29 protein-coding genes are annotated in these 22,660 nt (G+C 51.1%); 27 read left to right on the forward strand and 2 right to left on the reverse strand.

Features of this window, described 5'->3' with window-relative positions; all coding sequences use genetic code 11:
• The first annotated feature begins 14 nt into the window (after positions 1 to 14).
• The 7 genes from JOD01_RS13890 (at position 15) to JOD01_RS13920 (ending at position 2,822) form a co-directional block, all read left to right on the forward strand.
• Positions 15 to 185: a hypothetical protein gene (locus JOD01_RS13890; RefSeq protein ID WP_204518924.1), complete on the forward strand. Its 171-nt coding sequence runs from the start codon at positions 15 to 17 to the stop codon at positions 183 to 185.
• Positions 186 to 211: 26 nt separating this feature from the next.
• Positions 212 to 484 carry a hypothetical protein gene (locus JOD01_RS13895; protein WP_204518925.1) on the forward strand — a complete coding sequence of 91 codons (273 nt, stop codon included), beginning with the start codon at positions 212 to 214 and terminating at the stop codon, positions 482 to 484.
• Positions 485 to 524: 40 nt separating this feature from the next.
• Positions 525 to 881: a hypothetical protein gene (locus JOD01_RS13900; RefSeq protein ID WP_204518926.1), complete on the forward strand. Its 357-nt coding sequence runs from the start codon at positions 525 to 527 to the stop codon at positions 879 to 881.
• Positions 882 to 885: 4 nt separating this feature from the next.
• The gene (locus tag JOD01_RS13905) at positions 886 to 1,269 is read left to right on the forward strand and encodes a hypothetical protein (protein WP_204518927.1); all 384 of its coding nucleotides are present in this window, start codon (positions 886 to 888) and stop codon (positions 1,267 to 1,269) included.
• Between the two features lie 5 nt (positions 1,270 to 1,274).
• Positions 1,275 to 2,048: a M23 family metallopeptidase gene (locus tag JOD01_RS19885; RefSeq protein ID WP_204518928.1), complete on the forward strand. Its 774-nt coding sequence runs from the start codon at positions 1,275 to 1,277 to the stop codon at positions 2,046 to 2,048.
• Positions 2,049 to 2,061: 13 nt separating this feature from the next.
• Positions 2,062 to 2,256, forward strand: coding sequence for a hypothetical protein (locus JOD01_RS13915; protein WP_204518929.1), 195 nt, complete (start codon positions 2,062 to 2,064; stop codon positions 2,254 to 2,256).
• 173 nt (positions 2,257 to 2,429) lie between these two features.
• Positions 2,430 to 2,822 (forward strand): hypothetical protein, encoded by a 393-nt coding sequence (locus JOD01_RS13920; RefSeq protein ID WP_204518930.1) that lies wholly within the window; start codon positions 2,430 to 2,432, stop codon positions 2,820 to 2,822.
• A gap of 349 nt (positions 2,823 to 3,171) precedes the next feature.
• On the opposite strand, the gene JOD01_RS13925 is transcribed toward JOD01_RS13920, so the two are convergent.
• A complete protein-coding gene (locus JOD01_RS13925) occupies positions 3,172 to 3,393 on the reverse strand; it encodes a helix-turn-helix transcriptional regulator (RefSeq protein ID WP_204518931.1) in 222 nt (73 codons plus the stop codon).
• A 342-nt stretch (positions 3,394 to 3,735) separates the two neighbouring features.
• Positions 3,736 to 4,146, reverse strand: coding sequence for a helix-turn-helix domain-containing protein (locus tag JOD01_RS13930; protein ID WP_204518932.1), 411 nt, complete (start codon positions 4,144 to 4,146; stop codon positions 3,736 to 3,738).
• A gap of 277 nt (positions 4,147 to 4,423) precedes the next feature.
• Between JOD01_RS13930 and JOD01_RS13935 the strand changes: the two genes are divergently transcribed.
• The 20 genes from JOD01_RS13935 to JOD01_RS19720 all read left to right on the forward strand — a co-directional run bounded on the left by JOD01_RS13935 (position 4,424) and on the right by JOD01_RS19720 (position 22,595).
• Positions 4,424 to 4,615 (forward strand): helix-turn-helix domain-containing protein, encoded by a 192-nt coding sequence (locus JOD01_RS13935; RefSeq protein WP_007785632.1) that lies wholly within the window; start codon positions 4,424 to 4,426, stop codon positions 4,613 to 4,615.
• Positions 4,616 to 4,807: 192 nt separating this feature from the next.
• A complete protein-coding gene (locus tag JOD01_RS13940) occupies positions 4,808 to 6,205 on the forward strand; it encodes an AAA family ATPase (protein WP_204518933.1) in 1,398 nt (465 codons plus the stop codon).
• Positions 6,205 to 6,744, forward strand: coding sequence for an HNH endonuclease family protein (locus JOD01_RS13945; protein ID WP_204518934.1), 540 nt, complete (start codon positions 6,205 to 6,207; stop codon positions 6,742 to 6,744). The genes JOD01_RS13940 and JOD01_RS13945 overlap by 1 nt, the downstream gene beginning before the upstream one ends.
• Positions 6,734 to 6,967, forward strand: coding sequence for a hypothetical protein (locus JOD01_RS13950; RefSeq protein ID WP_204518935.1), 234 nt, complete (start codon positions 6,734 to 6,736; stop codon positions 6,965 to 6,967). Before JOD01_RS13945 ends, JOD01_RS13950 begins: the two co-directional genes overlap by 11 nt.
• Before the next feature lie 4 nt (positions 6,968 to 6,971).
• The gene (locus JOD01_RS13955; protein WP_204518936.1) at positions 6,972 to 7,172 is read left to right on the forward strand and encodes a hypothetical protein; all 201 of its coding nucleotides are present in this window, start codon (positions 6,972 to 6,974) and stop codon (positions 7,170 to 7,172) included.
• On the forward strand, positions 7,144 to 7,779 hold the full coding sequence (locus JOD01_RS13960; protein WP_204518937.1) for an AAA family ATPase: 636 nt from the start codon (positions 7,144 to 7,146) through the stop codon (positions 7,777 to 7,779). The genes JOD01_RS13955 and JOD01_RS13960 overlap by 29 nt, the downstream gene beginning before the upstream one ends.
• Positions 7,780 to 7,973: 194 nt before the next feature.
• A complete protein-coding gene (locus tag JOD01_RS13965) occupies positions 7,974 to 8,588 on the forward strand; it encodes a hypothetical protein (protein ID WP_204518938.1) in 615 nt (204 codons plus the stop codon).
• A gap of 13 nt (positions 8,589 to 8,601) precedes the next feature.
• A complete protein-coding gene (locus JOD01_RS13970; protein WP_007785646.1) occupies positions 8,602 to 9,585 on the forward strand; it encodes a metallophosphoesterase family protein in 984 nt (327 codons plus the stop codon).
• Between the two features lie 337 nt (positions 9,586 to 9,922).
• On the forward strand, positions 9,923 to 10,390 hold the full coding sequence (locus JOD01_RS13975) for a hypothetical protein (RefSeq protein ID WP_204518939.1): 468 nt from the start codon (positions 9,923 to 9,925) through the stop codon (positions 10,388 to 10,390).
• Positions 10,391 to 10,772: 382 nt separating this feature from the next.
• Positions 10,773 to 11,318: a Holliday junction resolvase RecU gene (locus JOD01_RS13980; RefSeq protein ID WP_007785657.1), complete on the forward strand. Its 546-nt coding sequence runs from the start codon at positions 10,773 to 10,775 to the stop codon at positions 11,316 to 11,318.
• Entirely contained in the window at positions 11,300 to 12,988 is a 1,689-nt protein-coding gene (locus JOD01_RS13985; protein ID WP_204518940.1) for a DEAD/DEAH box helicase, read from the forward strand. Before JOD01_RS13980 ends, JOD01_RS13985 begins: the two co-directional genes overlap by 19 nt.
• Before the next feature lie 59 nt (positions 12,989 to 13,047).
• Positions 13,048 to 13,410 (forward strand): hypothetical protein, encoded by a 363-nt coding sequence (locus tag JOD01_RS13990; protein WP_204518941.1) that lies wholly within the window; start codon positions 13,048 to 13,050, stop codon positions 13,408 to 13,410.
• Positions 13,411 to 13,447: 37 nt separating this feature from the next.
• Positions 13,448 to 14,176 carry an FAD-dependent thymidylate synthase gene (locus JOD01_RS13995; RefSeq protein WP_239565458.1) on the forward strand — a complete coding sequence of 243 codons (729 nt, stop codon included), beginning with the start codon at positions 13,448 to 13,450 and terminating at the stop codon, positions 14,174 to 14,176.
• A 64-nt stretch (positions 14,177 to 14,240) separates the two neighbouring features.
• The gene (locus tag JOD01_RS14000; protein WP_007785665.1) at positions 14,241 to 14,969 is read left to right on the forward strand and encodes a hypothetical protein; all 729 of its coding nucleotides are present in this window, start codon (positions 14,241 to 14,243) and stop codon (positions 14,967 to 14,969) included.
• Positions 14,970 to 15,038: 69 nt separating this feature from the next.
• A complete protein-coding gene (locus tag JOD01_RS14005) occupies positions 15,039 to 18,116 on the forward strand; it encodes a DNA primase small subunit domain-containing protein (RefSeq protein ID WP_204518942.1) in 3,078 nt (1,025 codons plus the stop codon).
• Positions 18,117 to 18,259: 143 nt separating this feature from the next.
• Positions 18,260 to 20,815 carry a bifunctional 3'-5' exonuclease/DNA polymerase gene (locus JOD01_RS14010; protein ID WP_204518943.1) on the forward strand — a complete coding sequence of 852 codons (2,556 nt, stop codon included), beginning with the start codon at positions 18,260 to 18,262 and terminating at the stop codon, positions 20,813 to 20,815.
• A gap of 68 nt (positions 20,816 to 20,883) precedes the next feature.
• Entirely contained in the window at positions 20,884 to 21,210 is a 327-nt protein-coding gene (locus JOD01_RS14015; protein WP_007785671.1) for a nucleoside triphosphate pyrophosphohydrolase family protein, read from the forward strand.
• 203 nt (positions 21,211 to 21,413) lie between these two features.
• Positions 21,414 to 21,755 carry a hypothetical protein gene (locus tag JOD01_RS14020; RefSeq protein WP_204518944.1) on the forward strand — a complete coding sequence of 114 codons (342 nt, stop codon included), beginning with the start codon at positions 21,414 to 21,416 and terminating at the stop codon, positions 21,753 to 21,755.
• Positions 21,756 to 21,767: 12 nt separating this feature from the next.
• Positions 21,768 to 22,199 (forward strand): hypothetical protein, encoded by a 432-nt coding sequence (locus JOD01_RS14025; protein ID WP_204518945.1) that lies wholly within the window; start codon positions 21,768 to 21,770, stop codon positions 22,197 to 22,199.
• 72 nt (positions 22,200 to 22,271) lie between these two features.
• A complete protein-coding gene (locus JOD01_RS19720; RefSeq protein WP_237716679.1) occupies positions 22,272 to 22,595 on the forward strand; it encodes a hypothetical protein in 324 nt (107 codons plus the stop codon).
• The last annotated feature ends 65 nt before the right edge of the window (positions 22,596 to 22,660 follow it).

A 22,660-nucleotide genomic window follows, 5' to 3' on the forward strand; every position in this document is an offset into this window, starting at 1 on the left:
AGGGGGATACCGGCATGAAAGAGTACAAGAAGCCTGACCTGGAAGCTGAACGTAAGGCCCACCAGGAAGCGGAAGCCCGTATTAAGCAACTGGAATTTGACAACCAGCGCAAGGAAGAATTGATTTTGCAGACGAACAGCGACCTGGCAGCGTTCATGGACTACTATTTCTCACAGCAGCCTTAAAGTTGACCTGGGGGTGAACATTGACTATGGCAGTATTAGCGTTCCGAACATCGACATATGCCCGCCAGATTTACCTTTCTGGCGGTAATCGCCTGACCGCCCGTGATGGCTACCCTGGCGTACCCGCTGACTACTACACGCCGGTAGAACAGTATGCAGCTGCGAACTTCTACCTGTACGAAATTGACGATGCACTTGCACAGGGATGGATTAACCAAAAGGAGTATGACGAAACGATAGCCTACGGCTACCGGCCAAACCCTGTACTGACTTCTGCCCAGGCCGAAACGACAGCATAGACCACAGCAACGCCCCCGTACCTAGCGGGGGCTATTTTTTATGGGCAGGGGGCCGAAGCCAATGGACGCACAAGACCGCAGACAAAGCGACAGCCAGGTAATTGAACGCCTGGCACGGATGGAAGAACAACTGAAACAAGTACCGGCCATCAAGACGAGTATCGACCAGCTTATGGCAGCCTTGGCTAGCTTGAACGCCGTTTACTTACCACGTACTGAATCCCAGGCTCTTAATATGGCCAGGGAACAGCAGCTAAAGAACCTGGAAGATAAAATAGCCGCCCAGGACAAGCGCCTGGAAAAAGTGGAAGGTAACTTGACCTGGGTAACACGGGCAGTATTGCTGCTAGTAATCGGGGCTGTAGTAGGCGGCGTGATTGTAACAAAAGGGGGCTAGCTAAATGACCATTACACTATGGCAGCTGGGGGCGGCCCTGGCAGGAATCATTATTCTGGCTGCCCTGGTACGGCTGATTTACACATTGAAGGCTGGAAAACTCAAAGGATTCTGGAACGACAGGGACGGCGTTACTATTACGGACTTTCTGGCGGTAGTATTCGCTGCTGCCTATATGCTAGTTTCCTGGTTTCTGATAGATAAACTACGAAACGGTAGCCTGACCGACCAAGACGTAAATTTCTTTGAGGTATACAGCTGGGCCATGCTCACAATCCTGGGCGGGTACTTCTTAGACCGCACTGCGGGAAGCGTAATGGACAAGTTGCCGCACCGAAGAAATAAGCCGCCACAAGAACCACAACCTACGCCGAAAGAAGGGAATTAGATACCATGAGCGTATTTGACGCCTATCGGATCACTAGCCCCTACGGGCCACGAACAAGCCCGATAACGGGAAAGCCCGAAAAGCATACAGGTATTGACCTGGTAAAGAAAATTGGAGGCCCTAATGCCCCTATTGAAGCCTTTGTAGCGGGAAAAGTAACCTGGGCAAAGGAAGTACCCGCCGGCGTAAGCGGTACGGGCTTTGGCGGCTTTGGCCTGGTTGTCGGTATCCTGGACAAGTACGGGGCGCTGCATATGTACGCCCACTTACATGATGCCCTTGTGAAATTGGGCGAACAAGTAAAAGCGGGCCAGGTGATCGGCCACCAGGGACGTACAGGTAAAAGCACAGGGGAACACCTTCACTACGAAGTACGCCGAAAAGGTACAGCGCCTTGCGGCGGCTATGGTAGCGATACTGAACCAACGGAGTACCTGGTAGATTACTTCAATAAGGAACCGAAACAAGCGCCGGCTATGACGCTGGAAGCGTCCTTGCAGAAGCTTGCTTCTTTGGGAGTAATGAAGTCACCTGACTACTGGCGAAATGTAGCGGCTGGCCAGGAAGAAGCGAATCCTGCTTACCTGGCGACCCTATATAAGAACATGGCAAAAGCGCTTGGCCGGCCAACAGATTGCCTGGAAACCGCCCTGGCAGTAATGCAGGCGAAGGGCGTAATAAACAGCCCGCAATACTGGGCCAATGCGGCCAACAGCCAGAAAAAACCCGAACCGAAATACGTAGCGCAGCTGCTTATCAACCTGGCTACGAAACTATAAGGGGGGACTGACCATGAACAACAAACCGACATTCGTAGATCGTATTAAGAACCCGTATTTTCTGGCCGCAGCTGCGGGTTTTGCTTACCAGGTAATGAGCAAGTACGGCGTAGCGCCTGACATGGGAACATGGCAGCTGGGCGTAGACCTGGTTTCTTACGCTGCTATCGGCGTAGGTATTTACAACACCTTCACACCAAATAAATAGCCTGGCGGGTTGGGCGTACCTCCTGCCAGGCATTTTGTTTTCCCTACTATCCCTTGCCCCTGGGCCATACACGGCCTGGGGGCCTTTTTCCTATTTGTATTTCTCTCTACCCCCTACCAAAGCACTTGATAGTTTACTATAATTTTCCTTAAACACTGGGAGGGGGAATTATCGTGGGATTTTTCGACAAGAAGATGACGCTTGACGTAGTAGCAGGCAGCCCGCATATCAATAGCAAGAACGTGGTAATTATGAAAGGGAGTACGCCCGACCATTTATGCTTTCAGACAAGCCCGTTTAAACCAAAGCTGGAAGTGAAAATTGAGGATATTTCCTTTGGCGAACAGTCAACCCGCAGCGCTGGGAAAGCGGTAGCCGGCGCTATCGTAGGTGGGGTGCTTACGGGAGGGATTGGCCTTCTTGTTGGGGGCGCTATTGGTGGGCGTAAAAAGGATGATTCCAGGGCTATTGTTTCGTACCTTGATGATGCTGGTAAAGAGCATAAGCTGTATTTGAAGTGTAACGGGAAGCAGTACGCCGAATTGGTTTCCTTGCTGAACGGCTAGCTGAGGACTTCCAGTGGGGTAAGGCTTCCAGCCAGGTCAAGTAATACTACTAATAGTAGTATTACTAATAATAAATACTAGTAGTAGTAATAAATAATAAGTATATGAATTGAATAATATATAAGTATCTTATTTTCTTTGGGGGGTACTAAGCCTTTTTACTTGCTGGGGACTTCAAGTAAGGGGGGCTTATCCCCCCTTTAATTTTTTGAAGTTTATATATCGTGCATGTAATTTATTCCCAGTAAATGGGTCGACAAAATATGACAACATTTGCTGGGTTTTAGTAGTACAATGTTCGGTGTCAAGTTATAGCTTGACAACCAACTCAGGGAAGGGAGTAGAGAATCTACTCTTTCCTGTTGCTGACGATTTTATACAAATCGGTAATCTGACAACCAAGCACATGAGCAGCGTTGATAGCAAAAATGAGGGACATGGTTGCTTCACCAGTGATTAGCTGGTTTACATATTGCCTTGATACCCCCATGCGTCTTGCAAATTCTGCTTGGCTTATGTTTTTTTTGTGTAATAGTGTCAGCAACAGGCATTCCCCAAGTCGGAATGCCATATGAGTCTCCTTTCAAAAAGGCGGTGAGTACATCAATGAACTAGCAGCATGGGCCGATTTACTGCCAATTCAATTCGTTGGCAAAATATTGTAGTACAGTAGACTTGAATTTGTTGGCAAAAGCATAGATAATATAAGAACACACGTTTGGTTCTAGGGGGAGAGGGAATGACCACAGAGTCCCGAAAAAGGCTTCAAATCAACTTAAACTTACTGAAACTAAAGTTGGAATATAAAGCGAACAATACGAACGATACGAACAAAGCGAACGAAAAAGAAAAGCCCAAATAGGCTTACAAAAGAATGGCACTTTTCTTTGTTGTCAAAGAGGTGCCATTCTTATTACTTTTGGTTAAGAATCCGTTTCGCTTTAATAAACGCAACCATATCTAAAATTTCGTCTTTTGATGCTTTTATTCCGTCTACTGTCAGATCATATTTTTCTATCAATTCTTCGAAAGATAGAGTTTGCGAGTGTTCAATAAAGGCTTTCTCGTCTGCTGTCAATTCAGTTTCATTTCCAAGTAACTCATCCAAAGATATTTTATGAAGTTTGGCAACCCTCTTTAGTGTGTCAATATCAGGAGTCCTCCTCCCTGTCTCATACTGGGCATATGTTGCTCTTGAAATTTCCAATTTGTCCGCTATCTCCTGCTGCGTCCATTTCCTCTTATTACGCAATTCCGTCAGTTTATCAGCCAACATTGAAAAATCACCACTTCTTAAAATTTTTTTATTTAATAGCGCAATCACTTAGAAGTCACTTTTTGTTGTTGCTCTCCGCTACAATTATAACAGGTAAATCGTAATAAAAATATAGTATTTGCTGTATTTTAGTCAAGTATTACGTTCATGCAAATTGCTGCTAAATGCTACAAGTTTCACGGAAAAACGGCAAAATAGCACAAAAACTCATTGTTTCGGATTGTTACAACACGTATTGACTTGTGGCGTAGTGTCACAATATAATCAAACTTGTCGATGTTGCTAACTGACACAAACTTAAAAAATTATTGGGGGGGGGGATACGGTGGCACAACGTAGTTGGCTGGTTAATGCAAGAATCAAAGCGAATTTAACCCAGCAAGAAGTTGCAGACATTGCACAGATTAGTAGGGCTTACTATGCTCAGGTGGAAAGCGGAAGCAGAAAGCCCAGCCCTGACGTTGCTAAGAAGATAGCCGAAACGCTGAAATTTGAGTGGACGTATTTTTTTGTCTGACATGTGGCGTTTCGCCACAAAATCACAAAGTAATGTTTCGGTTTGAAAGCACCTGGAAAGGGGGTGAGACAGAATGAGGGTAAGGATGTTTTACGCAAGCCGGCTAATGAAAGGCTGGGAAGTGCGCCAGGCAGCACAAAAAGAACTGGCAAGGGAAACTCTTAAACGCTACGGCAGTAAGGGGGCCTAACAATGGCGGGTATTCAAGTAATACGGCTGAAAGGCTTCCAGTCCCATATCGACAGCAGCGTAGAACTTTCCCCAGGGCTTACAGTAATCACCGGCCCAAGCGACAGCGGTAAGACCGCTGTAATACGGGCGGTACGCTGGGTGGCCTTTGGTGAACCGACAGGGGAAGCCTTCGTAAATGAAGCCGTAGGCGAAGCAGAAGTAACGATTGAACTGTCGAACGGCGTAGCCGTTACGAAGCATAGAAGAAAAGGCAAAACGTCTTACCGGCTTAACACGATGGAACAGGCGTTTGAAAAAGCGGAATTGCCGGTAGAAGTGGAAGAAGCGCTGCAAATCGTAAAGCAGCGCTTCGGGGACTTTGAAACGGCCCTAAACTTTGCTTACCAGCTAGAAGCGCCGTTCTTGATAAGTGAAACGGCTAGCGCTGGGGCCAAGATTTTAGGGAAGCTGGCGGGTACTGAACGGCTTGACCTTGCAGCCAAAGCGATTGCGAAGGACACATACGCCGCCCGACAGGAACGCAGCCATGCTGAAAAAGACATTGAAAGAATCAACCAACAGCTGGGCGCGTTCATTGGATTGGACAAGCTGCGTGAACAGCTGGACGCTTGCGAATACCTGGTAAGCGATATTGAAAAGGTAATCAATCGGCAACAGGTACTACGACAGTTGACAATACAGCTGGCAGCTGCAAACACAGCCCTGGCAGAGTACGCCGACCAATTAGATAAACTGGCGGCAGTACCCAGCCTTGTAAAAGACCTTGAAAACATAGAAAAAGCCCAGCAACGCTACGACACGCTGCTAGGCTTGTACGGAAAGCTAGGCGAGGCTTCCGCACAAATTGAAAGACTAGAAAAATATGCAAGACAGTTTCACGGGCTGCAAGAAGCAGATACAAAACTATGCAGCCTGGAAAGTAACAGAGTTGAAAAATTAACAACATTATCAACAGTATACACACGTTATACACAGGAAGTAAACACTGCTGATAATCAGCTTAGGCTATTGGCCGGCGTAGATCAAGCCGTAACGATTCTGGCACAGGTGGAACAGGCGCAGGAAAAAGCGGCAAGGCTAGACCTTTTGCAGAACACCTACGAAAACGAAACGCTGGTACTGGAAGCCTGCAACCGCCGCCTGGCGAAATCCGAAGGCCTGGAAGAAGCAGCTAAACTACTTGCCGGCATGGACGACACGCTGGCCCGTATTGCAAGGCTGAAAGAACTGCGCCAGTCCAAAATAAGCCGTGACCTTGTGGTAGCCCAGGCGAACGTCAACCTGAACAATACGGAAACCGGCCTACGTGCAGCAGAAGCGGAACTAGCAGCAGCCTGGGAAGCAGCGGGCGGTATTTGCCCGTTATGTGACCAGCCGCATACAGGGGGTGGCTGCTGATGAAAAACTACTACGAAATTCGTCAAGCTGAAAATAGCGTAATGATTCAGCTTAACACCAGGGAAGGCGTAGTACCGGCTTTTATTGACTATGACGACCTGGACAAGCTGCAAGACATTTGCACCCTGGGGCTATCGAACGGAAAAGCCCGCAGCGGTAAAGCAAGCGGCCAGAAGTACCTTCACCTGGTTATTGTGGGCGAAATCCCGAAAGGCAACCGCCTGGAATGGATAAACGGGAACCAGCTAGATTGCCGTAAAAGCAACTTGCAGCTGGTAGACAAAGAAGGCAACGTGACCCGATTCGTGAAGATCCCCGAAACACCCCACCATGTAGAAGTTGACTTGACCGTAACCGGTGACAAGCCGAAAAGCACCGTACCAGGCGTGACCTTCCATAAGGCAAGCCAGCTGTGGAACGCAAGGCCGTACTACCAGGGGCAGCACCACAGCCTGGGGTATCACAAAGACCAGGCCGTAGCTGAACAGAAAGCTTTAGACTTTTGGAAATCGAAAGGGGTAAACATAGATGGACATTAAAAACCGTATCGAAGTGGCGAAAATCAATCTGCGGAGAGCAGAAAACGCAAAGGTACAGGCCGAAACACAAAAGGCTGCTGCGGAAAAGCAGCTGGCAGAAGTCATTGAACAAATGGCTGCCGAAGGGGTAACGCCTGACACTATCCAGCAGGAAATTGCGAAGCTGGAAAACCAAGTGGAAACCGACCTAGGCCGTGTCGAAGCGCTGATTCCCCAGGTGTAAGTAAATGGACAAGCTGAAATACGTCTACGGTAGGATTGCGGCCCTTTTGGACGCAGCGGGGGTAGACATTCGTTATCATCACACCGGCTACGGCGGCGGGCATTTGTACCTGGTGGAAACAGCGACCGGCAAAACCCTGCCCTGGGACTGGAAGGACACGGGGGAAGGTGAAGAAGATGTACCAATTACAAAAGGTGAAAATTGACCTGCGGCAGCTGGCAAATAAGCTGGCTGCTATGGAAGGGCAACGGAACTTGTTGCAGCAACAACAGGAAGATGCCCAAGAACGGAAGGCAGAAGCCGAAAAGCAGCTGGGCTTATACGATAAAGTGCAAATCTTGCTACAGAAAACTAGCGATTACGCAAGGCAGCGGGCCAAAGTGCGAATGGAAGAAATCGTAACCAGCGCCCTAAGCGTGGTATTCGGCAAGGATTACCGTTTTACAATTGCCCTGGACGTGAAGGGCAGCCAGCCAGTAGCAGAATACTGGCTTGAATCAGAAGGCGTAAAAACGCAGCTGAAACCGCCTGACTATGACCGTGGCGGCGGGGTAGCTGACGTGGTAAGCCTGGCCCTACGCCTTGCAATCGGGGAACTGACCGGCGTAACCGGCCCGTTATTCCTGGATGAAGTAGGGAAGCACGTAAGCGCTGAATATGCCCCAAACGTGGCGTACTTCTTGAAGCAGTACAGCCAAAACCTGGGCCGACAGATTGTATTGATTACGCATAACAAAGACCTGGCCGAAATTGGGGACGTGTCCATAGAAGTAAGCCAGCGGAACGGAAAAAGTCATGTAGCTTATGTTTAGACGCCGGCACAGTAGCAGGGTAGAGCCTTCCAGCCTTATTTGCCCCGATTGTGGGAACGTGTTTACCATCTGGCGGCCAAAAGGCCAAGGAAGGCCTGCCAACCATCTTAAAAAGCTTTACTGCTACAGGTGCAAAGAAGAAAAGAATCATATAGAACTGCCCGAATGGGCCATAACGAAAGGGGTAAACGAAAATGGTTAAAGCATTGGCTGGAATTTTGGAAGGTATCTTTGGCGGCGCTGACCGCAAGGAAGTAGGCACGGTAAGCGAAGGGCTGCGCCAGCGTTACGTAGCTTGGAAGCAAGCAAAGCAAGACCTTAAAACCCGTATGGACGCACGTATGGCCGAACTGCAAGCGCAGTTTGACGCTGAATTTAAGGCGCAGCATGACGACATTATGAACCAAAAGCGCCAACTTTGGGACGCAGCCTATGACGAACTGGGCGTAACGGACAGGGAAGCAAAGCACCAAATTGACCCTATCACTGGCCTGGTTACGGTGGAAGTAACCGGCTGCGCTTGCGGTAAGTGCGGCAAAGACAAACAGAAGCGCCACGTAGGTAAGGTAAGCGAAGCGCTGCTGCAAGAATACAAAGCATGGGGCCAGGAAGTAGACGAAACTGCGGAAGCACACGAAGCGGCGCACAAAAATGTGGATGCAGAATTTGAAGCGAAGCAACAGGCCCTAAATGACCGTAAGCAAGCGCTTTGGGCGAAGATTGAAGCGGAATTGAACCTGGACGCCGACTACGAACCAGGCTACAACATCGACCAGGAAACCGGCGATATTTACGCATACGAAGCGTAGGGGGGCCGGCAACATGGTAGTGAAACTGCTGGAAGTAGGCGACATTCACGCCAGGGGGACAAGCCCACGCAACCGCCTGGACGATTACACGCTAGCCCTAAAACGAAAGATGCAGGAAGTTTTCAAGCTGGCCCAGGTACACCAGGTAGACGCAATTATCTGCCCTGGGGATGTGTTCGACAGCTACCAAGTATCAATTGCCGTACTATTGGATTTTGTCAACCTGTTCAGACAAAGCCCTGTACCGATTTTTACGACAGCCGGCAATCATGACCTACCAAGCTACAACCTGGAAACGTACTACCGTACCAGCCTTCACTTGTTGGAAATGCTCGTACCGCAGCTGCGGGTAATCAATGACCCTAGCGAAGCGGTAGTAATCAAAGACCTGGTACAGCTGACCTTTACGCCGTACAGCGGCAAGATGGACGTAGCCGGCTACGGGTACAGCCCCGAAGGGGAAGCAGCGGAACGCAGCGACTTATTCAAGATTCACGTAAGCCACGGTATGCTGCTTGACCATACGCCGCCCTTTGACCGTTACACGCTGGTACAAGAAGTAGAAACGGAAGCAGACGTAGTATTCTGCGGCCATGACCATACCGGCTTTGGAATATTTCACCGGCAGGACGGTAGGACGTTTGTAAACCTGGGCAGCCTGACCCGATTAAGCGCCAGTGTAACCGAAATGGAACGGCCCATACAGGCGGCCCTTATCACAGTAGACCCCGAAAACTACGAGAAGGGCTTTGACCTGGAAGCAATCACCCTGGAAAGCGCCCAGCCTGGCAGCCAAATACTTGACCGCAGCGGCCTGGAAGCCGAACAGAAGCGGCAATACGCTATGGAACAGTTTAGCGCCTTGATACAGGGGAACGATGGCGAAGCGGTAGCCGTGAACGTGGAACAGATGGTAGAAATGATAGCCAAACGGGAAAGCATAGCGCCCGAAGTAGTGGCGCTGGCCCTGGCAAAAATCGAACAGCAAGTAGTTTAGGAGGGGGCTGCAATGAATAGCGATATTTTGAAAGACGAAGAAGTAATGAAAGCTATTCAAACATTGGTGGATAAAGGCGTAACGCTAGAAATGCTTGAGAAATGGTACGGAGAACGGCCGATATGAAGCACTACACTTGCGGGCATTGTGGCCACGTAACCGAAACAGACGACCAGCTGGAAGCTATGGGCTTCCGCTGGTACTCAAACTTCACCAGTAAGATAAGCTGCCCGAATTGTGGCACGTACACGATACAGCAGGCCTTTGACGACACTTTCACGGGCGGCCACTTCCTGGTAGTGAAACCATTCAACCGAATCCGAAAGGGGCAAATAAAATGACCATGTATATCAACATTCTTAAACCCGAAGAACTGCAAATGACCCTACAGCAGCTTGACGCTGCGGCCCAGGACGTGATTAACGCCGGCCAGGCCCGTGAAGAAGCCTACGGCAACAAGGCCGACCTGGTGAAGCAACGCACAACGCTGAAAACGGACGTTGACCTGACCGAATCGGAGGCCATCATGAACATCAAGGGCGAAGGAAAAAGCGCCTACGCCGAAATGCCAGGTGGCGAAAAAGTGTACCTGACCAACGAAACTGCCAGGGAAGCGTACCGCAAGATGGCCAGCCAGGAACAGCGTAAGAGCCTGGCCCTGGTCGAAGCCGACATTAACGCATTGGAAGTGATCTACTACCAGGCAAGCGATAAATGGCAGACCGTGAAGGCGGCATCTGACGCAATTCAGGCAAAGGCGAATTTGCAGGCAGCCATGCTTACCTTCATGGCGAAGCAGGGGTAAGGGGGGCCGGAAATATGAACCTGGCAGAAGTAAAAGCCTGGCGGGACGCTGCGGTAGCCGATGGCTGGGATATAGAGCCGATTTACGAAACCGAAAGCGTAGAAACGGCCGCCAGGCTGGGAAAAGAGGGCTTTACCGCCGTGGTTTACGCTCGCAACAGGGCCAACCGATACGACCAGAGTGTATGTGTTTGGGGGCCAGACCGCCTGTCTGTAAAAGTACCTACGGTTTACGACTGGGACTACATTAAGTCCGGCCTGGAACACTGCGAGAAATGTCCCACGATAGGCCCTACTGTAGGGCTGGCATTTGCAAATCGAGTATGCCCTGCTTGTCGTGCAAAATACGAGGCCCAGTATGCAGGTAGTGGGTGGGCCTACTAGTGGACAAGAAGCAGATGGCCCTACGGAATAAAAACAAGGAAGCGCAGCATCGTGGGGACGACTTCCAGGCTGAAATGCGCCGCAGCTGGCGGCTGCTGCCGAACCTATGGCGTATACGCCTAAAGGACGGGGGCGGCAACAGCGTGGCAGCTGACGAACTGGTGATAGCCGAAGGCGTCAATATCCTGGCTGAACACAAGCGCACGAAAAAGAGTAGTTTCCAACTGGATTTTCTGCGGCCTAACCAAATACAGGGCCTGGTAGATTTTGACCAGGTTATCAAGCGGAACGTGGGCCTGGTATTCGTAAGCTTTTACGACACAAACAAAGACCTGGACGAGTGCTACGCAATACGCCTGGTATACGCCCTGGAATACATGAAGAAAAAAGGGCGGGTATCTATCAGCCTAGACGAACTGCGAGAATTGCAGTTACCAGGTAGGCAGGCATGGAATGGGAAATGGGCCGTAGCCGTACCCCGCCTGGAAGCCGCAGAAAGAACATTCGATTTAAGGGGGGTACTGGATTGCTTCAAGTGTTTGTAACCCACAACATTCGCATACGGGGGGCGTCAACCCCGTTACGAGCTGCGGTAACAAAGGCCCTGACCTTTGACAACCCAGCCGTGGTAGAAAAGATTAAGCGCCGGCAGCCAGTGTACGGCCTGCCCCGTAAACTGGAACTATACGTACTGGACAGGGGCGACATTGTAACGCCCAGGGGCTTCCTGCCCGAATTGAGCGGCATACTAAGGGGCCTGGGAATCGACCCGAAAAAGGTAACAGTCACTAGGCAGACAGAAGTAGCGCCGGTAGACTTTGGGCCGTGGAACGCAAAGTACCAGTTGAAAGACGACCAGCTGCCAGCCGTAGCAGCTGCGGTAGAAGCCGGCAGCGGTGTACTGGTAGCACCGGCGGGCAGCGGTAAAACGGTAATGGGAATGCGCTACATTTACGAAATGAAGCAGCCGGCCCTTTGGCTGACTCATACTGTGGACTTGCTTAACCAAAGCGTAGAAAAGGCCTACGAAACGCTACAAGGCGTGGGCCGTGTCGGAATCCTGGGGGACGGAAAACAGGAATGGGGCAGCGGTAAGCTGATTGTAGCAACCGTTCAGACCTTGCAGCGAAATGAAAGACTGATAGAAACGCTTAACCCGTTGATAGGTACGGTAGTGATAGACGAAGCGCACCACTTCCCAGCGCCAGCGTTCATTGATGTAGCGGGACGCTTTGCAGCAGTGAACATGCTGGGGGTAACGGCCACGCCTGACCGTAAGGACAAAATGGATATGTACCTTTACAAAGGCGTAGGGGCGAAGGTGTACGAAATCAAGCGGGACGGGCTTTACGAAACGGGCCGCCTGGTGAAGCCAGAAGTAAGGTTTATCTATACCGACTTTTCACAGGACACGGCCAGCGACAGGAACGAAAACGACAACGTAGACGCCGGTGGCGAAGATATGGACTACACGGGCCTTATCAAAGACCTAATAGCCGATGAAAAGAGGGCCAAGCTGGTAGCTGAAAGTATCCTGGACAACGCCGCAGGGAATCACAGCATAGTCATTACCGAATCGGTACGCTACTGCTACGTGCTGCGTGACTTGGTAGAAAAGCTTGCCAAGGAACGGTACGGCGTAGTGCCACGAATGGCCGTGGTACATGGGGGCATATCGCAATACACCTGGCGGGCTGCTGGTACGGAATCCAATGCAAAGCACCTGGTAAGGGAAGCCCTGGCAGAAGAATACCGGTATAACAACCGCCTAAGCCGTTGGGAAGTACGAGTAGCCCAGTATACGGATGAAGAAATGGCTGGCTGGCAAGTAACCAGCGCACAGAGGGCCGAAATCATGGCCCAGGCAAAGGCGAAACAGATTGACATTCTTTTTGCAACGCAGCTGGCCCGTGAAGGCCTGGACATGCCCCACCTAACCGTAGGCCATATGGCCATGCCAAAACGTGGGGACGCAAGCGACAGTAAGAACGGGGCAGCCGTTGAACAGGAGATAGGCCGAATCATGCGGCCCGACCCAAACAACCCGAACAAAAAAGCCGTATGGTTTGACTATGTGGACTACAACGTAGGCGTATTCCAGTCGCAGTACCAAAGCCGCCGCAGCGTCTACAAGCGCCTGGGAATCACGCTGCCACGTAAACCCAAAACCGAAAAGCAAATGATTGAGGATTTTCTAGGCAGTATGCCGTGGTAAAAGCAGGCCCGTATTGTTGCGTTTCGCCACAATTACACCGATTTTGAGGGGGTGAAAGCATGAGTAGCAGCCGTAAGCAGCGCCGCCATGAAAAGCGGCTTGCGGAACGCCAGGCGAGAAAGACCCACCTTACGCCGCAACAAGCGCAGCAAGTGTCCCAGGAAGCATACAACACCGGCTGGACTGATGGGGCGCATTACGCAAATATGCGAATTTGCATGGAACTACAGGACACGGTAACGAAGGCTATGCAACAGGTTAAGGGGATTGGGGCCAAGCGCATAGAGGAAGTACACAAAAACATACTAGCCCTGCTGGAAGAAAGGATGAAGGAAATTGAAAGTGAGCGTATTGGACAAGGGCTACGTGAGCCTGGCAGAAACGAACCTGGGGACAATCGGAATCAGCCCCATAATGGGTAGCGACCTTAGCCCCGTAAATGCAGCCAGGGCGTCCTTTATGAAAGCCAGCCAGCAACTGAATGAAGCGGACATAAGGCTGCTGGACTTCCTGGCCAGGGAAGCGCACACCAGCCCGTACAGACACGCTACCGTAACTATCGAAGTCAAAGCGCCCTTTATGATTGCCCGTCAATGGTTTAAATATCGGGTGGGCTGGGAACACGGCCCTGATACGGCAGAACTGGTAGGCGTAGCTGTACCAAAGGAAATAGCCCCAACAGTATTTGACTTCCTAAAGGCAGCCGTTCAATGGCTTCCATTAGGGGCCGACCAGTTTAGGGAATTTCCGATCACAGCCAGAAACGAAGCAAGCCGCCGTTACGTGACGCTTGAACCCGAATGGTACGTACCTGGGCCGACAGAGTGGCGCAGCGCACCCGAAAACATGAAGCAGGGCAGCGGTGAACCGTTACCCGCAGATAAAGGCCACGCACTCACCCACATGCTGAAAGTCAATATACAGGACGGTATGCTGGCGTATAACGCAGCTATGGCCCAGGGTTTAGCCCCCGAAATGGCAAGGGGATTCCTACCAAGTATGTACTTCATGTATACCGTATGGCGCTGGACAGCCAGCCTGCAAGGTGTCGCCTTCTTCATATCTGAACGAACGAAGCATGACGCCCAGGATGAAATTACCCAGTACGCCTACGCGGTGTGGGACTTGATACGCCCATACTTCAAACACAGCCTGGATAAATTGCTAGGCGAGAACACCCGTGGGTAACGAAGGCGGCCCTAATCGCCTTCATCAAATAAATCACTCCTAAAAACGAGAGGGGAAACACGGAATGACAACGGAAAACAAAGACCTGGTAGTACAAGGAAATACAGCAGTAGTGGCTTCAAACGCCGGCGCTAACTACATCACGATGGTACTGAATGACTTGAAACAAAGCTTCCAGGAAGCCAATGACGGGCTGGATATGGACTTTGTACGTGTCGGGGACTGGCTGGTACTGGACAAGAAAGGGCGCTTCATTGAGAAGGACGACCCGAACGTATGCTACGGTGATTCGATTGACGTAGTAATTGGTCAGGGTGAAAAGCGCTACAGCTTGTGGGGCCTGGAAGGTAGCCCAGAAGAAGGTATGCTGATTGTTGCGGAAAAGGAACTGGCTGACGCCGAAGCTGCCCTAGCTGACTGGCTGGCCCAAAACCCGCAAGCTGCTGAACGCTACAGCCTGCAAGACATTGAACTGCGCTACATGGCCTACGTAGTGCCGGTGGAAACATTGGGCAAAGACGACTTCCCGAAGGTTTACCTTATGTCTTTCAGCCCTACCGCAACGATTGAGTACGGACGCTGGGCTATGGGGATTTTCCAGGGTAAAGGAAAAGCTGCTGGAATCCCTGCCCGTACCGGTATTAACAAAATCGTTACCCGCCTTTCCACGGAAGATAAAAAGAGCCGCAGCAACGCTTCCCAAAGCTGGCTTGGCCTTACCTTCCTGGCCGTGGGCATGTTCAATCCAGCTGATTTTGGAATCACGACCGACGAAGCACCAGCACAAGAATAAGACTACTTTTAACGGGGGCCGGCTTATGGGCCGGCCTTTGTTTTATCTGATAGAGGGGGCAGGCTTAACATGGCACGAAGCAGCAAGCCAGAATACAAATACGTGGAAGCCTGGTTTACAGACGTTCATGGAAAAAGTAGTCCGTGGCAGCGGATTGAAGCCACAGACGTACCACGCTGGCAGCAGGAAGAAGCTTTTAACTTCAACTGCTTTGCCACTGTCCAGCGTTTTGCAAGCCAGGACAGGGTAGACGGGGAAGATTACATAGCACCGTTATACTTTGACCTTGACCACGCACAAAACCCAGCGATAAGCCAGGCAGACGCTATCAAGCTGGTAGACTTCTTCACCGAAGAACTGGACGTACAGCCTACAGACGTATGGGTGTACTTTAGTGGCAGCAAAGGCTTCCATATCCTTATCAATTCGCAAGCGCTGGGGATTACGCCCCGTAATGACTTGCACAAGATTTTCAAGCATATTGCAGGCTACCTGGTACACCGGCTGCAACTGACAGCGCTTGACCTGGTAGTATACACAAGCCGGCGTATGCTGCGGCTGCCTAATTCGGTACACCAAAAAACCAAGCTGCACAAGATCGAACTAAGCATAGAAGAACTGAAAACCCTAAGCCTGGACGAAATCAGGGAAATGGCCCAGCAGCCACGCAGGGAATTGCCGTTTACGTCCCAGGAACGAAAAGACGCAGTAGGCCTACGGGTACAGGCGAACAACTTGTACGAAAACAAGCTAAAGGAATACCAGCAAGCAGCTGCTACGGCGTCTGCCCGTTACGAGAAGGAAGAATACACCTTCAAGAAGGGCCAGCCGCCTGTATGCGTACAAGACATTTATAACAACGGATGGAAGAAGGAAGGCGACAGAAACCAGGCCACGGTGCAGCTGGCTTGCTACTATAAGGACGCTGGCCACAGCAAGGAAGAAACCACAACCGCCCTGGAAGCCTGGGTACGTAAGCACACCAGCGCAGAAAATCAGTACGAAGTAGAAAAGCGGGTAGCGAACACCCGCAGCGTAATAGACGCCGTATTCAGCCCTGACAATGAATACAAATTCGGCTGCGCCTTCATTCGCTCGCTGCATGGGGAAAAGACCCCAGGACAAAAAGAATATGATCGGGTGGCCTGCTCCGGTGCGCTTTGCCCTTGCGTGAAGCAGAAAAACGTAGCGCAAGAGGATGTACAAACGCTGCACCTTTCGCAGACGGGAAACGCTGAACTGGCTAACACCATGGTACGTACAAACGTAATGGTAGCAGGTATGCGAGCTACGCCATACATCGTACCATCCAAAATCGAGTACCACTGCTGGGGACGGAAGGGCTGCAAAAAATACTGGTGTCCCTTATTCGATATTCCAACGGGTACGGCGTATAAAGACCTGGGCGTAAATGATAGGGAACTCATTCAGATGGCCGGCAGCGGGGACGACAACATCAAGGGAATCCTGCGGGAATTGTCGGGAATCCCAAACTGCACCAAGTACAATACCGAAGTGGTGGAGCAGACAAACATTGTTGAAATGCTTGTTATCCCGATGGCCGAAAACGGGCAGGAAATCACCGAAGAATCCGTAAACGAAGGCAAGTACGTGCTGCGTAAAGTATACGCCGTGGGAAGTCTGCCTATCAGCGAGAACAAATACTACCAAATCACCGGCTATGTATTCGCCCACCCGAAGACCCAGGAAGCTACCATACTGGTACAGGACGCCAAGCCGTTGCAAGACGTGGTAGAAAGCTTCAAGCTGACGGATGCAGTGAGGGAACAGCTGGCAGTTTTCCAGCCAGCAGATTACAGCGCCGCAGCCATTGAAGAAAAGCTAGCCGCCCTATGCGCTGACCTGACCTACAATGTAACCCATATCGTGGAACGGGACGAGGCCCTTCTCGGCGTACTGCTCACCTACCACAGCATTTTGCGCTTTAATGTCCCCTGGAACACCCAGCCGGTACGTGGCTGGCTCGAATTTAAGATAGTGGGCGACACGGGGACAGGTAAAAGCGAAATGATCGACAAGCTAATGAAATTCACAGGCCTGGGGACGCGGGTAAACGCTGAAAGTACCAGCCGTACAGGGTTGACCTATAAAATGGAGCAGACCGGTTCAAGCGGGGCCTGGTACATCGTGTGGGGGGCCTGGCCACTATCAGACAAAGAGCTTATATGGATTGACGAAGATACCGGAATTCAGAAGGACGAATACGGGGAAATGACCCTCGCCCGTTCGGACGGGAAGCTGGAAGTAAAAAAGGCAGTAACCGCAGAAACGCCTTGCCGTGTGCGGGCCGTTATGTCGGGGAATCCCCCAGGCGGTAAACGATTGGCCAACTATGGCCAGGGCGTGGAAGTGCTAAAGGACATTTTCAACAATGAGGATATACGCCGGTTTGATTTTGCAGCCTTTCTGCGTTCGTCTGACGTTGACCCCGAACAGTACAACCAAAAGCTGGGCCACTTTCCTAGCTTTATCAACGCCGAAGCGCTGAAAAATTCTATATTGTTTGCCTGGTCACGCAAGCCCGAACATGTGATTTTTACGGACGATACCATAGAAAAAATCCTGGAAGTGGCCACGGAACTTTCCAAGATTTACGGGAACGCCACAGACGTACCGCTGGTGTCACCGTCTGACCAACGTAACAAGGTGGCCCGCCTTGCGGTGGCCCTGGCAGCCCTTACGCACAGCGTGGACGAATCGGGCGAACGTATCCAGGTATGGCCTGGGCATGTGGAGTTTATCGGTGCCTATTTGAAGGAATTGTATAACGCCCCAGGCTGCGGCTTGAACTACTACGCCCGCCTTGCCATTCGGGAAGAAGAAATGACCGAAGAACTGTACGACAAAATCACGGCGAACCTAAAGGGCATGGATTGGCTGAAAAATGACAGCAAATTCTTTGACTTCATCAAGCTTTTTGCCCAGCAGAAGTACCTACGCCTGGGTGATATGGAAGCAATGCTAGCCGTGGACAAAGAAGAAATAAAGGAACTCATTAAGCGCCTTACCAAAATGCGAATGATACAAATGACAAGCGGCGGCTACCGCAAGACGCCACGGTTTAACGCCTATGTAGGTAAGTGCTTTGAACTGGGCCTATTCGATAATATCAACGAAGATTTTTAGGAGGGCTGGGGAAATGACATGCAAGAAATGCGGTTGTAAAAACTTTATAGGGCTTTACAGGGTGACAGAAACGAAAAGCGTAGTAGCTTGCACCGATTGTATGACGCCCCATTTTGTAGAAAAAGAGTGAAGGGGGTAGGGAAATGAAATTAGGCTCACTATTCGGACGCCCTAAAACCTTAGCAAAAGTGCCGACAAAGCCCGCACCGCAGCCGCCGGCGGGAACAGCCCAAAACATGCAGTCTCAACTTGCAGCAAAGCCGAAGCCAGGGCAGTTTAACATTATCTGGCCAAAAGTGCAGCCGCAGAAAATGAAGGACTACCAAGCCATATTGACGCTGGCCGACCTGGAAGCCTACTTGCAGCGCTGCATTGAAACCAAGCTTTGCAGCTTTGACTGGGAAACCGCAGCAAGTGAAGCAGAACGCCAGCGCTTTGCTACCTGGTTACAAGACTGGGAGCAACGTAAGGCAGCGGTACAGGCCGTGTATGATGCTTCAAGTGACGGGGACGAGATAAAGGAACTGAACAAGCAGCTGGCGGCCCTGGAAGCCGAACACAAGTCCAAGCTGGAAGATTTTCTAAAGTCGCCCCTTGACCCGTGGCGCGGCGAAATTTGTACGGCTTCCCTTTCCGCAGCACCGCACGAAGCCAGGGTAGTACCGATCAGCCATAAAAAGGGCAAGGTGTTTGAACCGCAGCTATCCAGGGACGAAGCCCGCAAGCTGTTCATGGATACGCTTGATCGAATGATTTTCAGAAATGACCAGGTAATGAAGATTGCCGTAAACCTTAGCTTTGAAACGAAGTACGCAACCAAATACGCCAAGTATATTCTGATGCCAGCAGCTGACCCATTGGTAATGTGGGTGCGGGTACTGCAAGTGGCAGCGCCGCAAAAAATCAAAGACCCGAAGAAGCCGGCAAGCGGCTGGGGCTTGAAGCCGGCCACAAAAAACATATTCGGCGTAGAAATGAACGACTTCCAAAAGCTGCTTGCTAAACACGGCGTACAATTCTTTGACGAAATTGACGCTAGCCAGGGGGACGGGCTGGTATATTCCGCAGAGGACAGCGACTACGGCCTACAACATTACCTGTATTGGGATGAAGTAGCCAAACAGATTACCTTGCCCGAAGATTGCCCCAATAAGAACTACAGCGAATGGCTGCACAACATCGAAATGCCATTCAGCCGTGTTATAGGGCTTATGGAATACTGGGGCATGGCCTGGAACAAGGAACTGGCAGAACAGCGCCGCCAGGAAGCGGAAAACGCCCAGGAAGCCGCAGCAGAACGCATTAAGCAAATCGCTAGGGACACATTCGGGATTGAGATAAACCCAGGCAAGACCGGCAAAACAGGGGATGTGAAGCACGTTCTTTTCGACCTTATGAAAGTGCCGGCGGCCAAGTGGGGCAAGACAGGGGCCAGCTTGGACGAAGAAGCGCTGATAGATATGCGTTTTATGCTCGAAAACAAGCTGGTAAGCCTGGACGAAGAAGAATACCTAGCGGTGGAGCTGCCCCCAGGCTGGGAAAACATTGACCCCGACAAAGACCCGAACTTGGACAAAGCAACCAGGGGCGCAGTACGGATAGCGCAGCGCCAGGAACACCCATACAAAGATGCTGCCCTGGCCCTTATTGCCGAAATGGACAAGATTCAAAAGTACACTACGCTGCTTTCCAGCCATATTGTAGGCCGGCAAAAGTACTTGAACGAAATAAGCGGCAGGATTCACGCAGGGTATAGCCCGTGGACAGAAACGGCCCGCCTTAACAGCTTCAACCCGAACGGCCAGAACGTGCCACGCCTGGACAATGACGAATTTAGAATACGCAGCTTCTACATTCCTGGCCCTGGCAAAATCATGTTCTTTATCGACTTTTCGGGCTTTGAATTGCGTATCATGGCGTGGAAGTCGGGCGACCCAGTAATGATTGAGATTTTCCGCACCGGCGGGGATATGCACCGCAAAACGGCTGCCGAATTGACCGGCAAGCCCGAAGAAGAAGTAACCAAAGTGGAACGGACGGACGCCAAGCCCGCAAACTTTGGAATTGCCTACGGCGGTACGGAACACAGCCTACAAAAAACGTACAAGACAGACTACGGCATGAGGAAAACCCTGGACTACTGCGCTAAGGTAGTCAACGCCGTTAAGACAGCCTATAACCATATCCCTAAGTACCAGCGGGAAATTGTGCTGCAAGCCAGGGAACAAGGATGGGTGAACACGATTTACGGCTACATTCGTATGCTGCCGCATATCAACAGTGCCAACCGATACGACAGGGGCAGTGACGAAAGACGGGCCGGTAATACGCCGATTCAAGGTACGGCAGCTGACGTTATGAAGAAATGCCAGAACCAGGTGTATGACAAAATTGGGCAAGACACAGCGGTATACTTTGAACGCCTGGCGGCTGATATGGCAGAAGCCACAGCGCTGGAAGGCCTGACGCTGGTACACGGGCATACCGATATGATTGCCCAAATCCATGACGAAATCATTTTTGAAATGGACGATGATCCAGACGTAGTAGAACGGGCAAAAGACTTTATCAAGGGCATTATGGAACAGCCGCCTATACCCGACTTCCCAGTACCGGTAGAAGCGGAACCCAGCGTAGGATACAGCTGGGGCGACAAGATGGACGTAAATAAATGGCTTGAGCAAAAAAGGGTATCGTAATCCCTTTTAGGCTTGTTTTCTTATACCTATGTTGTTGCGAAACGCAACAAACGAGAGGGGAACCCATTATGAATCTGAATGAATACCAACGCCTGGCGCTTGTCACAGCGAACAAGGCGCTTGATGAAAAAGAGCAGCTAACAAACGTGGCCCTGGGCCTGGCGGGTGAAGCTGGGGAAGTGGCTGACATGATTAAAAAGCATTTGCACCAGGGCCATGAATTGGACAAGCAGGCCCTTGCTAAAGAATTGGGCGACCAGCTTTGGTATATCGCCCTGGGCTGCGAAGTGCTGGGAACGACCCTGGAAGAAGTGGCTGCGGCCAACATTGAAAAGCTGCGGAAGCGATACCCCGACGGCTTCAACAGCCAGGCAAGTATCAACCGGTCAGAATAGGGGGCAAAACCATGAAACCAATCACACGGGTACGGCTTGCCACCCTACGACAAAAGAACCCAAAGGGGCGGGTGGTCGGTGTAATTGCTGTGCAACCGAAGAACCACAAGCCAGGGGATTTTAACCCTCTGGTACTTGCCTGGGTAGTCAGTCCGTTACGGCGAGATCAACGCCACGGGCCAATAAAGCGGGGGGAATAGCGTATGAAATGCCCCAGCTGCGGAAGAACGGCCCAACTGATAAAGAGCGGCCAGCTAAGTAACGGCGTAATAAAGCGCCGGTACTCATGTAACTACGGCTGCCCGCCATTTAGCACCGAAGAATGGCTATCAAGCAAGCTGCCGGCGGCACAAGCGCAAAAGACCCAGGAAGAAATTGAACGGCTAGCGGCACAGAAGGCAAGGAAGCTGGCCGAACGTATGGCAGAAGTCATGGCAAAGAGCCTGGCTGAACAGATGGTAGAAGAACGCATGAAGGCGGTACGGGTGGAATTTAGCCGAATGGTAGACGCCCTGCAAGTGTACCGCAGCAAAGTAGGTTTTTAGGGGGGAAGCACCGTGGAAAGAAAACTGACCGAACGCCCGAAGGTATCCCAGCAAGTGATTGACCTGTTTACCAGAGTGGTAGACGCCCAGGACGACAAGGGCTACGACAAATACGGCAAAACCATAGACGCAGCTGACGGGTACGACTGGAACGCTATGGCCCTGGAAGAAGCCGTAGACGGGCTGAAATACCTGACCAAAGAGAATAACCGGCTGCGGGACACAGTACTGGGCCTGGGCCGCATGTATGACGAACTGGACAGGGAAAACCAGGAACTACGGGCGCAGCTGGAAGGAATGCGAAAGCAGCGGAACGATGCGGAAGAAACAACCTACAGGCTGAACAATCAGCTTTTGCTTTACACAGAAGCCCTGGAAAAGCTGGCAGACGCAGAAGGGTACTTTGGGGAAATTGCCAGGAACGCATTAAGGGGGCCGGAATGAAAAAACAGCTAGCAGTAGGGGCGGTGCTTGTCGGGGCTGCCTTCTACCTAGCCACGTATTGGGGGCTGGGGTATGACCATGAAAAAATACAAGACCCCCCGCAAGCACCACGACAAGCCACTACGAGCGCCAATGGGGAGCAAGAAGGGAATGGAACGAATGGGCATTTTGAAAGAAGTAGCAGACCTGGCAGCGGAAGTACAAACGCTGCACCGGCAGCTGGAACAGGAACGGGGCCTACGGGAAGCCGATCAAACGGTAATCAACCACCAGGCGGCTTACATTCAAAAGCTGCTGAAAGACAAGAAAACAGCTTTCAGCAAAGGCTGGCTAGTAGGGGCGGTAGTGTCAAGCGTAGCCCAATTACTAGGATACATGCTGGGACGTTTACTATAACAGGCTTCACCGCCGGCTATGAATCCACCCAAAAGCGCCCAGGTGAACCAGGCTACGGGATAACC

This window comes from Brevibacillus fulvus (assembly GCF_016908525.1).
Taxonomy (GTDB): Bacteria; Bacillota; Bacilli; order Brevibacillales; family Brevibacillaceae; genus Brevibacillus_G; species Brevibacillus_G fulvus.

What these genes read in the sequence shown, in the direction of transcription:
- JOD01_RS13890 (WP_204518924.1), top strand. Translation starts at nt 15, where the DNA reads ATGAAAGAGTACAAGAAGCCTGACCTGGAAGCTGAACGTAAGGCCCAC.
- JOD01_RS13895 (WP_204518925.1), top strand. Translation starts at nt 212, where the DNA reads ATGGCAGTATTAGCGTTCCGAACATCGACATATGCCCGCCAGATTTAC.
- JOD01_RS13900 (WP_204518926.1), top strand. Translation starts at nt 525, where the DNA reads ATGGGCAGGGGGCCGAAGCCAATGGACGCACAAGACCGCAGACAAAGC.
- JOD01_RS13905 (WP_204518927.1), top strand. Translation starts at nt 886, where the DNA reads ATGACCATTACACTATGGCAGCTGGGGGCGGCCCTGGCAGGAATCATT.
- JOD01_RS19885 (WP_204518928.1), top strand. Translation starts at nt 1,275, where the DNA reads ATGAGCGTATTTGACGCCTATCGGATCACTAGCCCCTACGGGCCACGA.
- JOD01_RS13915 (WP_204518929.1), top strand. Translation starts at nt 2,062, where the DNA reads ATGAACAACAAACCGACATTCGTAGATCGTATTAAGAACCCGTATTTT.
- JOD01_RS13925 (WP_204518931.1), bottom strand. Translation starts at nt 3,393, where the DNA reads ATGGCATTCCGACTTGGGGAATGCCTGTTGCTGACACTATTACACAAA.
- JOD01_RS13940 (WP_204518933.1), top strand. Translation starts at nt 4,808, where the DNA reads ATGGCGGGTATTCAAGTAATACGGCTGAAAGGCTTCCAGTCCCATATC.
- JOD01_RS13945 (WP_204518934.1), top strand. Translation starts at nt 6,205, where the DNA reads ATGAAAAACTACTACGAAATTCGTCAAGCTGAAAATAGCGTAATGATT.
- JOD01_RS13950 (WP_204518935.1), top strand. Translation starts at nt 6,734, where the DNA reads ATGGACATTAAAAACCGTATCGAAGTGGCGAAAATCAATCTGCGGAGA.
- JOD01_RS13955 (WP_204518936.1), top strand. Translation starts at nt 6,972, where the DNA reads ATGGACAAGCTGAAATACGTCTACGGTAGGATTGCGGCCCTTTTGGAC.
- JOD01_RS13960 (WP_204518937.1), top strand. Translation starts at nt 7,144, where the DNA reads ATGTACCAATTACAAAAGGTGAAAATTGACCTGCGGCAGCTGGCAAAT.
- JOD01_RS13965 (WP_204518938.1), top strand. Translation starts at nt 7,974, where the DNA reads ATGGTTAAAGCATTGGCTGGAATTTTGGAAGGTATCTTTGGCGGCGCT.
- JOD01_RS13970 (WP_007785646.1), top strand. Translation starts at nt 8,602, where the DNA reads ATGGTAGTGAAACTGCTGGAAGTAGGCGACATTCACGCCAGGGGGACA.
- JOD01_RS13975 (WP_204518939.1), top strand. Translation starts at nt 9,923, where the DNA reads ATGACCATGTATATCAACATTCTTAAACCCGAAGAACTGCAAATGACC.
- JOD01_RS13990 (WP_204518941.1), top strand. Translation starts at nt 13,048, where the DNA reads ATGAGTAGCAGCCGTAAGCAGCGCCGCCATGAAAAGCGGCTTGCGGAA.
- JOD01_RS13995 (WP_239565458.1), top strand. Translation starts at nt 13,448, where the DNA reads ATGAAAGCCAGCCAGCAACTGAATGAAGCGGACATAAGGCTGCTGGAC.
- JOD01_RS14000 (WP_007785665.1), top strand. Translation starts at nt 14,241, where the DNA reads ATGACAACGGAAAACAAAGACCTGGTAGTACAAGGAAATACAGCAGTA.
- JOD01_RS14005 (WP_204518942.1), top strand. Translation starts at nt 15,039, where the DNA reads ATGGCACGAAGCAGCAAGCCAGAATACAAATACGTGGAAGCCTGGTTT.
- JOD01_RS14010 (WP_204518943.1), top strand. Translation starts at nt 18,260, where the DNA reads ATGAAATTAGGCTCACTATTCGGACGCCCTAAAACCTTAGCAAAAGTG.
- JOD01_RS14015 (WP_007785671.1), top strand. Translation starts at nt 20,884, where the DNA reads ATGAATCTGAATGAATACCAACGCCTGGCGCTTGTCACAGCGAACAAG.
- JOD01_RS14020 (WP_204518944.1), top strand. Translation starts at nt 21,414, where the DNA reads ATGAAATGCCCCAGCTGCGGAAGAACGGCCCAACTGATAAAGAGCGGC.
- JOD01_RS19720 (WP_237716679.1), top strand. Translation starts at nt 22,272, where the DNA reads ATGACCATGAAAAAATACAAGACCCCCCGCAAGCACCACGACAAGCCA.